The organism is Nonomuraea sp. NPDC049750 (assembly GCF_040659625.1).
Classification (GTDB): Bacteria; Actinomycetota; Actinomycetes; order Streptosporangiales; family Streptosporangiaceae; genus Nonomuraea.
Genome location: NZ_JBFANB010000044.1, coordinates 54,379 through 66,467, shown reverse-complemented (window position 1 = coordinate 66,467; position 12,089 = coordinate 54,379). Strand labels below are relative to the sequence as shown.

11 protein-coding genes are annotated in these 12,089 nt (G+C 69.9%); 6 read left to right on the top strand and 5 right to left on the bottom strand.

Annotation, left to right across the window (positions count from 1 at the left end; translation table 11 throughout):
- Positions 1-24: 24 nt before the first annotated feature.
- The 4 genes from AB0J16_RS54525 (at position 25) to der (ending at position 5,370) form a co-directional block, all read left to right on the top strand.
- Positions 25-1,209 carry a prephenate dehydrogenase gene (locus tag AB0J16_RS54525; protein WP_358555637.1) on the top strand — a complete coding sequence of 395 codons (1,185 nt, stop codon included), beginning with the start codon at positions 25-27 and terminating at the stop codon, positions 1,207-1,209.
- A gap of 667 nt (positions 1,210-1,876) precedes the next feature.
- Positions 1,877-3,040 (top strand): FAD-dependent oxidoreductase, encoded by a 1,164-nt coding sequence (locus AB0J16_RS54520; RefSeq protein WP_358555634.1) that lies wholly within the window; start codon positions 1,877-1,879, stop codon positions 3,038-3,040.
- Between the two features lie 254 nt (positions 3,041-3,294).
- Positions 3,295-3,930: a (d)CMP kinase gene (gene cmk / locus AB0J16_RS54515; protein ID WP_358555672.1), complete on the top strand. Its 636-nt coding sequence runs from the start codon at positions 3,295-3,297 to the stop codon at positions 3,928-3,930.
- 33 nt (positions 3,931-3,963) lie between these two features.
- A complete protein-coding gene (gene der, locus AB0J16_RS54510; RefSeq protein ID WP_358555631.1) occupies positions 3,964-5,370 on the top strand; it encodes a ribosome biogenesis GTPase Der in 1,407 nt (468 codons plus the stop codon).
- A gap of 99 nt (positions 5,371-5,469) precedes the next feature.
- Here der and AB0J16_RS54505 read toward each other — a convergent pair whose 3' ends face one another.
- Positions 5,470-5,919 carry a DUF6220 domain-containing protein gene (locus AB0J16_RS54505; protein WP_358555628.1) on the bottom strand — a complete coding sequence of 150 codons (450 nt, stop codon included), beginning with the start codon at positions 5,917-5,919 and terminating at the stop codon, positions 5,470-5,472.
- A gap of 336 nt (positions 5,920-6,255) precedes the next feature.
- Between AB0J16_RS54505 and AB0J16_RS54500 the strand changes: the two genes are divergently transcribed.
- A complete protein-coding gene (locus tag AB0J16_RS54500) occupies positions 6,256-6,645 on the top strand; it encodes a pentapeptide repeat-containing protein (RefSeq protein ID WP_358555625.1) in 390 nt (129 codons plus the stop codon).
- A 160-nt stretch (positions 6,646-6,805) separates the two neighbouring features.
- On the opposite strand, the gene AB0J16_RS54495 is transcribed toward AB0J16_RS54500, so the two are convergent.
- Both AB0J16_RS54495 and AB0J16_RS54490 read right to left on the bottom strand, forming a co-directional pair.
- The gene (locus tag AB0J16_RS54495) at positions 6,806-7,219 is read right to left on the bottom strand and encodes a hypothetical protein (RefSeq protein ID WP_358555622.1); all 414 of its coding nucleotides are present in this window, start codon (positions 7,217-7,219) and stop codon (positions 6,806-6,808) included.
- A 123-nt stretch (positions 7,220-7,342) separates the two neighbouring features.
- A complete protein-coding gene (locus AB0J16_RS54490; RefSeq protein WP_358555619.1) occupies positions 7,343-7,684 on the bottom strand; it encodes a hypothetical protein in 342 nt (113 codons plus the stop codon).
- 414 nt (positions 7,685-8,098) lie between these two features.
- On the opposite strand from AB0J16_RS54490, the gene aspS reads away from it, so the two are divergent.
- On the top strand, positions 8,099-9,379 hold the full coding sequence (gene aspS, locus AB0J16_RS54485) for an aspartate--tRNA(Asn) ligase (RefSeq protein ID WP_358555616.1): 1,281 nt from the start codon (positions 8,099-8,101) through the stop codon (positions 9,377-9,379).
- A gap of 361 nt (positions 9,380-9,740) precedes the next feature.
- Here aspS and AB0J16_RS54480 read toward each other — a convergent pair whose 3' ends face one another.
- Positions 9,741-11,408, bottom strand: coding sequence for an MFS transporter (locus tag AB0J16_RS54480; RefSeq protein WP_358555613.1), 1,668 nt, complete (start codon positions 11,406-11,408; stop codon positions 9,741-9,743).
- Positions 11,405-12,055: an LppX_LprAFG lipoprotein gene (locus AB0J16_RS54475; protein WP_358555610.1), complete on the bottom strand. Its 651-nt coding sequence runs from the start codon at positions 12,053-12,055 to the stop codon at positions 11,405-11,407. Before AB0J16_RS54475 ends, AB0J16_RS54480 begins: the two co-directional genes overlap by 4 nt.
- Between the last annotated feature and the right edge of the window lie 34 nt (positions 12,056-12,089).

The window sequence follows — 12,089 nt, the reverse complement described above, 5'->3', positions numbered from 1 at the left end:
CGCCAGATAAATCAGGACATCTACATGGCCTCCGAACTCCGCACCGTGCTGGTAGTCGGCACCGGTCTCATCGGCACCTCAATCGCGCTGGCGCTGCGCGAGCGCGGGGTGCGCGTGCTGCTCGCCGACCACGACCAGGGAGCGGTACGGCTGGCCCGGGAGCTCGGCGCGGGCGAGGAGTGGCACCCGGAGACGCACACCCAGGCCGCTTCGGCCCAGGGTGAGTCCGCGTCGGCTCCAGGTAAGTCGGCTTCGGCCCTGCGCCAGTCCGCTTCGGCCTCGGGTGAGTCCGGCGAGACGATCGATCTCGCGGTGCTCGCGGTGCCGCCCGCGCACGTCGCCGGTGAGCTGCTGGCGCTGCAGCGCAACGGCACGGCCACCTTCTACACCGACGTGGCCAGCGTGAAGGTGGAGCCCATCGAGCGGGCCGCCCAGCTGGGCTGTGACATGTCCACCTACGTCGCCTCCCACCCACTGGCCGGACGCGAGAAGTCGGGCCCCGGAGCCGCCAGGGCCGAGCTGTTCCTGGGCCGCCCGTGGGCGCTGTGCCCCACCCCCGACGCCACACCGGAGGCCAGAGCCGCCGTGCTGCGGCTGGTGGAGCTCTGTGGCGGCAACCCCATCGAAGTGGACGCGGCCGAGCACGACCAGGCCGTGGCCGTCGTCTCTCACGCGCCCCACGTCACCGCCTCGGCTGTCGCGGCCCGGCTGGCGGACGCGTCCGACATCGCGCTCGGCCTGGCCGGGCAGGGCGTACGCGACGTCACCAGGATCGCGGGCAGCGACCCGGGCCTCTGGCTCGGCATCCTGTCGGGCAACGCGACGCCGGTGGCCGAGGTGCTGGAGGCCATCTCCCGCGACCTGGCCGAGGCCGCTACGGCGCTCCGCGCGCTGGCCGACGGCGACGGCACGGTCACACAGGAGATCACCCAGCTGCTCAAGCGCGGCGTGGCCGGTCACGGCCGCATCCCGGGCAAGCACGGGGGCCCCGCGCCGGCGTACGTGGTGGTCCAGGTCGTCGTCGGCGACCGTCCCGGTCAGCTGGCCAGGCTCTTCCAGATCTGCGACGAGGTCGGAGTCAACGTCGAGGACGTACGGCTGGAGCACGCTCCCGGCCTGCCCCTGGGCATCGCCGAGGTCTCCGTGCAGCCGGACGCGGCGGCCGTCCTCACCGAGGCCCTGCTCGAACGGGGCTGGCAGGTCCCCTAAAGCGGGCACCGCAGGCTCGAATCTTGCCGGGCACACGACGTCCGATCAGCGAAAAGTGCCTTGACCAGCAGAAACGCCCCCCAAGGGCTTCTTCATGTGGCTGGTGACGTAAGACGGTCAGCGATCGTTTGCGGATGATCCTTCCCAAGGGAGTCACGCTTACCTTTCATCCCGATCATTGGACCGACCGGAGGCCACCGTTGCCCTCGATTCACACCCGTTGCCGATCACGGCCATCGCCAACGAACTCCTCGCTCTCTGGGACCGCCCTCCGATCACCCAGACCCTCATTGAGGGTCACCTCGGTCCCGCCGCGTAGTTCGCGACGACAACCAGCGGAGTCGACGGCTCGCCCGCATGGCCGCTGGGCTCGGTCGGCGCCGTCACCGCCTGGCGCCACGCCCGCGAGGACAGCACTCCACTGCTGACGGTAGACGGCAAAAGTTGCTCATCCTCACGCGGTCATCGGATTCCTATGGCGGTGGCCACAAGGGTTCCCGGGTGGTTCGTCACGCGACCGTCTCGATCTCTGTAACGGTCCGCCGGGGCGGGTGTCCCTGGGAGGGAGCCCCTTCGGGGGTGGAAGAACGGCGCCGATGTCACATTCCTGGCGGCTCGCTCCGTCTTCAGCGCGGAATCCCATCGGAGTTCGCAAGGAGCCAGGGACATGACGAACATTCTGATTCTGGGCGCCGGCTACACAGGCATCGCGGCCGCGATCAGGGCGGCCACCCGGACGCGCCGCCACGGCGGCAAGGTGACGCTGGTCAGCGCCGTACCACGGTTCACGGAGCGGCTGCGGCTGCACCAGACCGCCGCGGGCGAACGGCTGCGGGACCACGCGATCGCCGACATCATCGCCGGCACGGGCATCGACCTCGTCCTGGGCCGCGTGAGCGCCCTCGACCCCGCACGGCACGAGGTCACCGTCAACTGCGACGGCGCGGATCACGGCCGCGTGATCGCGTACGACAAGCTGATCTACGCCCTCGGCACCGTCACCGACGCCTCGACCCCCGGCGTGGCCGAGCACGCCTACGTCTACGACGACCACGACCAGGCCGTACGGCTCGCGCGACGGCTCGGTGAGCTCGACCGGGGGACGGTCGTCGTGGCCGGTGGCGGTCTGACCGGCGTCGAGTCGGCCACCGAGCTCGCCGAAGCGCACCCCAACCTGCGCGTCGTCCTGCTCAGCCGAGGCCGTCCGGGCTCGATGATGGGGGAGAAGGCCCGCGCCTACGTCGAGCGGGCGATGGACCGGCTCGGCATCCAGGTACGCGACGGTGCCGAGGTCACCAAGGTGCTACCGGACGCCGTCGAGCTGGCCGGGGGCGAGCTGATCCCCTCCGACGCGACACTCTGGACCGCCGGCACCAAGGGCCTGCCCCTGGCCAACGAGGCGGGGTTGACGGTGGACGGGCGGGGCCGGATCGTGGTCGACGCCGCGCTCCGCTCGGTGTCGCACCCGGACGTCTACGCCGTGGGCGACGCCGCCGCGGTGCGCCAGCCGTACGGCGTCATGCACGGGACCTGCCAGGGCGGCATCCCGACGGGCCTGCACGCGGCCGACGCGCTCGCCGACGGGCTGCGCGGCCGTCCGGTGAAGGCGTTCCGGTTCGGGTACGTTCATCAACCCCTCAGCCTCGGACGCCGGGACGCGGTCATCCAGTTCACCCACCCCGACGACACGCCGCGCAGGGCGTACCTGAAGGGGCGCTGGGCCATCGTCTACAAGGAGACGGTGAGCGGCAGCCCGCTGCCCACCTACCGCTTGCTCAAGCGCGGGCTGGTGCCGGTCGGCCTGTTCCGGCTGACGGCCGGCCTCAAGTAATGGCGGGTGGCGCGCCCCGACGCCTTGGCGACCGCGTTGGAACGGTATCCGGCCCTGTACGCGGTATGGGGACCGTGGTCGGCGGACGATCGAGCGCGGAATGGAGACTGTGGTCGGGAGGGGGTCGCGGCGGACGCCGGATTGTCCAGCAGGGCGTAGGGCATGCGTGCGAGGCGGTAGCCTCTTCAGGTTGGGGAAAAACGTGCAGTGGGAAACGTGAAGAGGGAGAGGCCGTGACCGGTCTGGTCGTCGCCATGGACGGTCCCGCGGGGTCGGGCAAGTCGAGCGTGTCGCGTGGAGTCGCTCGCGCACTCGGGCTGCGCTACCTGGACACCGGGGCGATGTACCGGGCGATGACCTGGTGGATGCTCCAGCAGGGCGTCGACCTGGTCGATCCCACCGCTGTCGCGGCCCGCGCGGGCGAGCCCGAGATCACCTGCGGCACCGACCCCGACGGCCCGTCCATCCACGTCGGCGGTGTCGACGTGGCCGGGCCGATCCGGGAGGCTGAGGTCACCGGTTCGGTCTCCGTCGTCGCGGCGGTTCCCGAGGTGCGCGCGCGTCTCGTTGAACTGCAGCGGGAGATCATCGGCAGCGGCGACATCGTGGTCGAGGGCCGCGACATCGGCAGCGTGGTCGCCCCCGACGCGACCGTCAAGGTCTATCTGACGGCCAGCGCCGAGGCCCGTGCACTGCGCCGTACGGCGGAGCTGAGCGGCACCACGGTGGAGGCGCAGCAGGCCGCGATGGCCAAGCGTGACACCCTCGACTCCACTCGCAAGACGGATCCACTCTCGATGGCGGCTGGCGCCGTCGAGCTCGACACCACGCCGCTGACCCTCGAAGAGGTCATCGGCGAGGTGCTGAGTCTGATCAAGGAGCGCACCTGACAAGGGTGCGGTACTCACAAAGGATGAAAAATCGTGTCAACGGGGGATTGGGTCGAGGCTGAACTCGACGATCTCGCAGTATCCGACGACGTCGCCGACAGCGGCCCGGTGCCGGTCGTGGCCATCGTCGGTCGCCCGAACGTAGGCAAGTCCACGCTGGTCAACCGCATCATCGGCCGCCGCGAGGCGGTCGTCGAAGACGTGCCGGGCGTCACCCGTGACCGCGTCACCTACGACGCCAACTGGCGCGGGCGCCGCTTCACGGTCGTCGACACCGGCGGCTGGGACCCCGAGGCCACCGGAATGAACCTGCGCATCGCCGACCAGGCGCGGGTCGCGGTCGAGCTGGCCGACGTGATCGTGTTCGTCGTCGACGCCACCGTGGGCGCGACCGACGCCGACGAGACGGTCGGCTCGGTGCTCCGCCAGTCGGGCAAGCCGGTCATCCTGGCCGCCAACAAGGTCGACAACCAGCAGGTGGAGCTGGAGGCCGCCGCGCTCTGGGCGCTCGGCCTCGGCGAGCCGCAGCCGGTCTCGGCCCTGCATGGCCGCTCCAGCGGCGACCTGCTCGACGTGATCCTCGACGCGCTGCCGGAGACGCCGGAGCTGCGGTTCGACGCCGAGCGCGGCCCCTACCGGGTGGCGCTGCTCGGCAAGCCCAACGTCGGTAAGTCCTCGCTGCTCAACAAGCTGGCGGGGGAGGAGCGGGTGCTGGTCGACCCGATGGCGGGCACCACCCGTGACCCGGTCGACGAGCTGATCGAGCTGGGCGGCAAGACCTGGCGCTTCGTCGACACCGCCGGCATCAGGCGGCGCGACCGCGAGCTGCAGGGCGCCGACTTCTACGCCGCCATGCGCACCCGAGCCGCCCTCGAACGCTCCGAGGTGGCGATCGTCCTCATCGACGCCAGTGAGGTGCTCACCGAGCAGGACCTGCGGATCATCGGCCTGGTGATCGAGTCGGGCCGGGCGATGGTCGTCGCGTTCAACAAGTGGGACCTGGTCGACGAGGACCGCCGCTACTACCTGGAGAGGGAGATCGACCGGCAGCTCGTCCGCACTCCGTGGGCGCTGCGGGTCAACATCTCCGCCAAGACCGGCCGCCACATGGACCGGCTCGTCCCGGCGCTGGAGAAGGCGCTCGGGTCGTGGTCGACGCGGGTGCCGACGGCCAGGCTCAACGCGTTCCTGACCGAGCTGGTGCACCAGACGCCGCCGCCGGTGCGGGGTGGCAAGCAGCCGAAGATCCTCTTCGCCACGCAGGCGTCGGTGGAGCCGCCCAAGTTCGTGCTGTTCACCTCGGGCTGGCTGGAGGACACCTACCGGCGCTTCATCGAGCGCCGGATCCGCGAGGAGTTCGGCTTCGCCGGGTCGCCGATCGATGTGTCGATGAAGATCCGGGAGAAGCGGAAGAGCGGCGGCCAGCCCGCCAAGAAGTAGCCTCGGCCCAGGGCGGCGCTCCGATCCAGGTCGCCGTCCGGGGTTCCGGCTCAGGTCACGGTTCGGCTCTCTTCGGGCCGGGCCTGGGCGTGGGTTCGGTCAGACCGGCTGGGGCTGGGGTTCCTCCACGGGTGCCTTGGTGTGCCTGCGTACGGCACGGTAGGCGGCGATCACCGCCCAGAGCTGCCCCAGCCCCACGACGGCGTGCAGACCGTACACGAACAGGCTGGCCAGCGGTGTGTCGTCCGTCGTCGCGCCCGCGAGGCCGGCCAGCGGGAAGACGACGAGCATCTGGACGGCGCTGAGCACCAGGGGAGCGGCGCTCAGCGCGATCAGCTTGCCGGGCACCTTCGCCAGCGCCGCGACGACGGTGGCCACGAGGGAGACGGCCGGGATGACGAACAGGCCGTTCGCGGCGTGCAGGCCGATCGCCGCGGGATCCGTGCCCGTGGGCCGCGGCATCTGGAACGCGCCGAACGTGGCCAGGTAGAACTGCAGGATCACCACGACGATCTGCGCGACGGCGCATCCGACCAGGGCTCTGCGCATGTCGGCCTCCTCCGGGGGACGGGTTGCCCCGAGTGTGCTCGGCGACGGCCCTCCGGATAACCCCTATCCGCCCCCTGTGGTCGTCGGATGTGGGGGGAGCTGGATCTCCTTCAGCGGATACGGAGTGCGCCTGCTCTCGCGCCGGAAGCTACACCTCTGTGAGGGACGCAGAGCAGAACGTTCATGCTGGTTCCGCGGGCGATGCCGCGCTTGTCGATCAGGCAGGCGGATGTCCGTCAGGGGACCCACTCGATGCGTTCCGCCGGACCATGTGCCTTCGTGTCCAGATCGGGCGGATTGGTGTGACAGGTGGGCGGGTCGGTCTACCGTCGGTTCATGGAAGAGGTGGACTGGGAAGACGACATTTTCGACCTGGACCGCGGCGAGGACCTGTACCGCGCGAAGATGCGCGGCATGAACCTGGTCGGCGCGGACTTGAACGACGCGAACCTGACCGAGGCGGACCTCCGCGACACGAACCTGGATCACGCGAACCTGGGCCGCGCGTATCTGACTCATGCGAACCTGGCGGGCGCGTCCCTGCGCGGAACGAATCTGGCCTGCGCGGACCTGGATGGCACGAGCCTGGACGGGGTCACGTGGTCGATGGGCCCGGAAGGGACGCAGTGGCCTGGAGGGCTGGCGGAGACGCTGCGGGCTCGATCGCGGGAGATCGAGCCTGGGGTGTGGCGGGCGGCAGGAGACATCCCGCGAAATGCCTCATGATCAATGAGACGGATCGACATCGATCCGTCTCATTGATCATGAGGAACCGCAGGTGAGAGATGTTTCATGCCTCAGATCCGACGAGACAAGACAGCTGTCAGCCGTCTTGGCTCTGGTCAAAGCGTCCTGTGCTGCGGTGGCCATGAGGGTCTCGGCGGGGTCATGGCGGGGATGTGGGCGCCGTAGGTGAGTACGCAGGCCGCGGGCAGAGGTTGGTGCCGCTGAGGTGCTCTCTCTGGAGCATGCGCCAGCCGGGCTCCAGCTCCCCGGTCTCGTTCATGGCGATGATGCCGTACGAGTTGGGGCGGCCGGTGGCGACGCAGTGGCGGATGCCGGGCGAGGCGATGGTGATCTTGGCCAGGGTGGCGTTGATCGCGGTGGTGCGGTACTGGAGAGGATTGGAGCCGTCTGCGCGGAGGACCTGGCCGGCCAGCCAGACCTCGCCGCGCGGGTAGTAGCTGGGGCCGGCGTCGTGGAGGCACATGGCGAGGGGGCGGGCGTGCTGTGGGGAGGCCCCGGCGGGGATGTAGACGAGACAGCCGGGCTGGAGGTCGTTGAGGGTGGGTGTGGTCATGGGTCAGCCGATCGCGGATGAAGGAAGTTCGGGGTTGATCCTTGATCACAGCAGCGTCGGTTCCTGAAACTGCATTCCCGAAGCTCGCTGAGATGCACCGCAGTACTTCGAGATCGGTTTCGTTCAGACCAGCAGTTCGCAGACCTCGAGAGCCTCATTACGCGATTGAATCCGCGGCATGGTCGCGCTCTGGGCGATGCCGACGACGAAAGTCTCGAGATCCAGTTCGCGGATCTGGCCCGCCGCTTGGAAGGCACCTTCGACGAACTGGCTGAACTTGAGGCCGCGATGAAAGCCCGTGCGGCCGTTGCCCGAAGACTTGCGGCCGAAGCGGAAACCAACAGGCGTGAAGCCGATTCGAGCCGTGAAATCGCGGCGCGACGTAAAGAAGAGGCCGATGCCTTCGACGTCCTCCTCGCCAGGCAGGTCGACGCCGTGGCTCAACGTGTCGAGAAGCGGGGCCAAGGTACTCAACGTCGCTACATGCTGTACGGCGTCATTCTCGGAGCCGCAGCCGCCGTACTGCTTGACGCGACCAAACACTATTGGGCGTTCTGGATGTAGGCGTGCCTGTGCGGACGGGTTCTCATCAGGTTGCCGACGTCCGCCGGCGATGACTACGCTCTCCGGCAACACGTAGACGGAGACGAGTAACCGAAGGCCCGCGCGGGCTGAGAGAGCCGCCGGTAGCTGTGAAGGCGGCCTCGCGCCCCTTCGGCGAAGACACTCCCGAGTGCGGGGAGGAAATGCCCCGCCGGTCTGACCCCCGTCATCGGGTCGTGGAGGCCGCCCTTTCGTGGGCGGCGAAAGTGCGGTGGCACCGGGAGTTCCCTTCTCCCCCGCACTCCCAAGGGATCATGCAACTCGTGAGGAGCTGTGATGATCTCTCGTGTCCTGTCGGCGGAGCTCGCTGAGCACGCCGGACAACGAGTGACGATCGCCGGTTGGGTACATCGCCGCCGGCGGCTGAAATCCGTGTCCTTCCTGGTCGTCAGGGACCGCAGCGGGCTTGCCCAGGTGGTGACGCCCGGCGTGGTCCCGGGTGAGGAGCCCGGTGCGGTTCCGGGGGAGGAGACGGTCGTCCGGGTGACGGGCGTCGTGACCGTGAACCCGCAGGCGCCGGGCGGCGCCGAGCTCACCGAGGCGGAGATCGAGGTACTGGCCGAGCCCACCGAGGCGCCGCCGTTCGACCTCTACCGGCCGGTCGTGCCCGCCGCGCTGCCCACGATCCTCGACCACGCACCGGTCGCGCTGCGCCATCCGCGGCTCAGGGCGCCGCTGGAGATCTCGGCGGCGAGTGTGGCCGGGTTCCGCCGGGCGCTGGACCGGCTGGGGTTCACCGAGATCCACACGCCCAAGATCGTCGCCTCGGCCACCGAATCGGGCGCGAACGTCTTCGGCATCGACTACTTCGGCCGCCCCGCCTACCTGGCGCAGTCGCCGCAGTTCTACAAGCAGGCAATGGTCGGTGTGTTCGAGCGGGTCTACGAGGTGGGGCCGGTCTTCCGGGCCGAGCCGCACGACACGGTCCGCCACCTGGCCCAGTACACCAGCCTGGACGCCGAGCTGGGCTTCGTGCGCGACCACCGCGACGTGATGGCGGTGCTGCGCGAGGCGGTGGCGGGCATGGTGGAGGCGGTACAGGGGCAGCCGGCGGTCGACCTGCTCGACGTGACGTTGCCGGAGGTGCCCGCCGAGATCCCGGCGATCCACTTCACCGAGGCGCAGCGGCTCACGGACGAGTTCGAGCCGGACCTGTCACCGAACCAGGAGCGGTGGTTGTCGGAGTGGGCGGTGCGGGAGCACGGGTCGGAGTTCCTGTTCGTCACGGGGTATCCGATGGCCAAGCGGCCGTTCTACACCCATCCGGACCCGCTGCGTGAGGGGTATTCGAACGGGTTCGACCTGCTTTTCCGGGGGTTGGAGCTGGTGACGGGCGGGCAGCGGCTGCACAGGCACCAGGATTACCTCGACGCGCTCGCCGCGCGTGGTGAGGATGTCGGGCCGTATGAGGGGTATTTGCAGGCGTTCGCGCACGGCATGCCGCCGCACGGGGGGTTCGCGCTGGGGCTCGAGCGCTGGACCGCGCGCCTGGTCGGCGCCGCGAACATCCGCCAGGCCACGTTGTTCCCCCGCGACCTGAATCGCCTCTCTCCGTAGACCGCCCTCGGCTCTCTCCGTAGAAAAGCGCCATATTTTACGGCAAGCCCGGTGAGCCCCACCCGCCATACGTGGCCGGGCCCCGTCCAGGGGCACGCTCCTCCGGTGGGCGGGGCCGGGCGCCGTGACGTGCGCATGGTCGGCCATGGCTTCCGTATGGCCGGCCATGGCGTCCATACGGAATGGTCGGCCTCCCCATGGTCAGCCCCGAAGGACGGGTGGGTCTTCGGGGCCGGCTTGGGACAAGAAGGATTCAGCGGAAGCGCGGGACAAGAAGGACGTCACCGGGCGCAGGGCTGGAACGGCCTCCTCGGGAGCGGGGCCAGGACGGACTTCACCGAGTGCGGGGCCAGGACGGACTTCACCGAGTGCGGGGCAGGAAGGCGGCGACCGCCGCGCCCAAAAGGCAGATCAGCGCCGTGACGAAGAACATCTCCGTGTATTCCAGATGTAGCGCCGCGTCCACCTTCGCGAGGTACTCGCTCAGCTGCTTCGCGTACACCGCAGGTTCCACCCCCACCGGCAGCGGCGTGTCCAGGCCCGCAGTCAGCGACTGGAACCGGTGGAACCCCCACGCCGACACCCCCGCGATGCCGATCAGCATGCCCATCATCCTGGCCACCACCAACGCCGCCGAGGCCACCCCGTGCTGCGTGGCGGGTGTCACCCGGAGCACCGCGGCCGACACGGGGGCGATGACCAGCCCCAGCCCCAGTCCGGCCACGACCAGGGAGAGGTCCACCATCAGGGCGGCGTTCGCCAGGTCGAGCGGCCAGCGGCTCATCACGCCGTACCCGGCCGAGGCCACGATCAGGCCCGCCACCGCCACCACGCGGTCGCCGAGCCGGCGGGCCAGCAGACCGCCCAGCAGCGCGCCCACCGGGAGCGCGATCAGGAACCTGGCCAGCACGAGCGCCGCGTCCAACGTCTCCAGGTCGAGCAGCGTCTGTGCCGTGAACTGGACGAACACCATGGTGATCAGCAGCGCGGCCCCGGTCAGGAAGCTCACGCCCAGCGTGGCCAGCAGCGGTCCCTTGCGGGTGCCCGTCAGGTCGAGCAGCCGGACCTTCGACCTGATCTCCCACCAGACGAACGCCGCCCCGGCCACGACCCCGGCCGCGATCACCGGCAGGCCCCAGGGCGGCAGCACGGTCGTGGCGGGATCGGGGTTGTACAGGCCCACGACCAGGAGGGCGAGGCTCAATGCCAGTAACGCGCCGCCGACCCCGTCCACACGCCCGGCCGACGCCTGCCCCGGCAGCCCGGAGGACCCATGATCCGAAAGCTTGGCGGACGCCCCACCCGAAGGCCCGGAAGACGGCTGCTCCGGGTGTTCGGACCGGGTCTGCTCCAAAAGGTCGGACGGAGTCTGCTTCAGAGGGCCGGGCGGGGTCTGACCCATGGGAGCGGGGCCGGAAAGGGCCCGTTGAGCCTGTGGTGAGGGGACGGTCAGGTGGACCGCCACGGCGGCCAGTGCCGCCAGTGGCAGGTTGATCCAGAAGATGGCGTGCCAGCCGCCCAGCTCGATCCCGAACACCGTGGTGCTCGGGAGCAGCGCCAGCACCCCGCCGTACAGCGGACCGAGCGCGCTGCCCAGCTCCTGCGCCGCGCCGACCGCGCCGAGTGCCACCGGCCGCTCGTGCTCGTGCCACAGGTCGCCGATGAGCGCCATCGTGATCGGCAGCAGCGCGCCTCCCGCGATCCCCTGGATCGTCCGGCCCGCCACCACCATCACCTCTCCGGACGCCAGCGCGGTCAGCACCGAGCCGAGCGCGAACGCCGCCAGGCAGGCGTGGATGAGGGGCCGCCGGCCGTACCGGTCGGAGAGCTGGCCGAGCAGCGGCATCGCGGCGATGTAGCCGAGCAGGAACCCGGTGACCACCGGTGTCGCCCGCTCCAGGCGGTTGGTGGGGATGCCCACGTCGGTGGCGATGTCGAGCAGGACGGTCACGACCACGTACGCGTCGAGGGCGGCCAGCAGCACCACCGCGCCGCCGACGCCGAGCGCGACCCGGCGGGCGCGCCTCATCCGGCGGCGGGTGGCGTGATGGTCACCGGCGCGTCGAAGTCGCTGAGCGACACGGTCACCGTGCCGTCCTGCAGCGGCAGTTCGAGCTTGGTGAGCCGGCTGGTGGCCTTGTCCACCCAGAGCTTGCCGTTGACGCCCTGCGTGACGCCGGGGATGAGCGTGCCGAGGACCTGACCGGAGAACGCGGTGGCCACCCGGTAGGCGCCGCTCTCCTCGGCCTCCACACGCGGGTCGGTGGCCGTGCTGAGCAGCTGCGCGAGGCCCTTGGCCGGGTCGAGGATCTTCGACGGGTCGTAGAGCTGCGCCAGGTCCTTCCTGGTCATCTTCTGGAAACCGCCGGTCGGGCCCTTGAAGTGCACGGTGTCGCCGACCAGGGCGAAGGTGATCTCCTGGAGGCTGCCCAGCACCTCGATGGTGATCGTGCCGTCGGCGTCACCGGCGGCCGTCAGCCTGCCGTCGGCCTTCTTCACCGGCACCTTGGGCTTGCCGTCCGTGGCGATGGAGAAGGTGGCCGACTTGACCACCTTCATGGCCTCGGTGGACTTCTTCAGCAGGTCGGGCCCGGCGGGCAGCTCGCTTCCGCCGCCGCCCGATGAGCAGGCGGACACCAGCGCGAAGACGACGACGAACAGCAGCTTTCGAAGCATGAGCGGATCGTAGCGAGCGCCCGGAACGATCGTG

Bases quoted from the DNA above. Each gene is read 5' to 3' on its own strand.
- AB0J16_RS54525 (WP_358555637.1), top strand. From the start codon at position 25: ATGGCCTCCGAACTCCGCACCGTGCTGGTAGTCGGCACCGGTCTCATC.
- AB0J16_RS54520 (WP_358555634.1), top strand. From the start codon at position 1,877: ATGACGAACATTCTGATTCTGGGCGCCGGCTACACAGGCATCGCGGCC.
- cmk (WP_358555672.1), top strand. From the start codon at position 3,295: ATGGACGGTCCCGCGGGGTCGGGCAAGTCGAGCGTGTCGCGTGGAGTC.
- AB0J16_RS54505 (WP_358555628.1), bottom strand. From the start codon at position 5,919: ATGCGCAGAGCCCTGGTCGGATGCGCCGTCGCGCAGATCGTCGTGGTG.
- AB0J16_RS54500 (WP_358555625.1), top strand. From the start codon at position 6,256: ATGGAAGAGGTGGACTGGGAAGACGACATTTTCGACCTGGACCGCGGC.
- AB0J16_RS54495 (WP_358555622.1), bottom strand. From the start codon at position 7,219: ATGACCACACCCACCCTCAACGACCTCCAGCCCGGCTGTCTCGTCTAC.
- aspS (WP_358555616.1), top strand. From the start codon at position 8,099: ATGATCTCTCGTGTCCTGTCGGCGGAGCTCGCTGAGCACGCCGGACAA.
- AB0J16_RS54480 (WP_358555613.1), bottom strand. From the start codon at position 11,408: ATGAGGCGCGCCCGCCGGGTCGCGCTCGGCGTCGGCGGCGCGGTGGTG.
- AB0J16_RS54475 (WP_358555610.1), bottom strand. From the start codon at position 12,055: ATGCTTCGAAAGCTGCTGTTCGTCGTCGTCTTCGCGCTGGTGTCCGCC.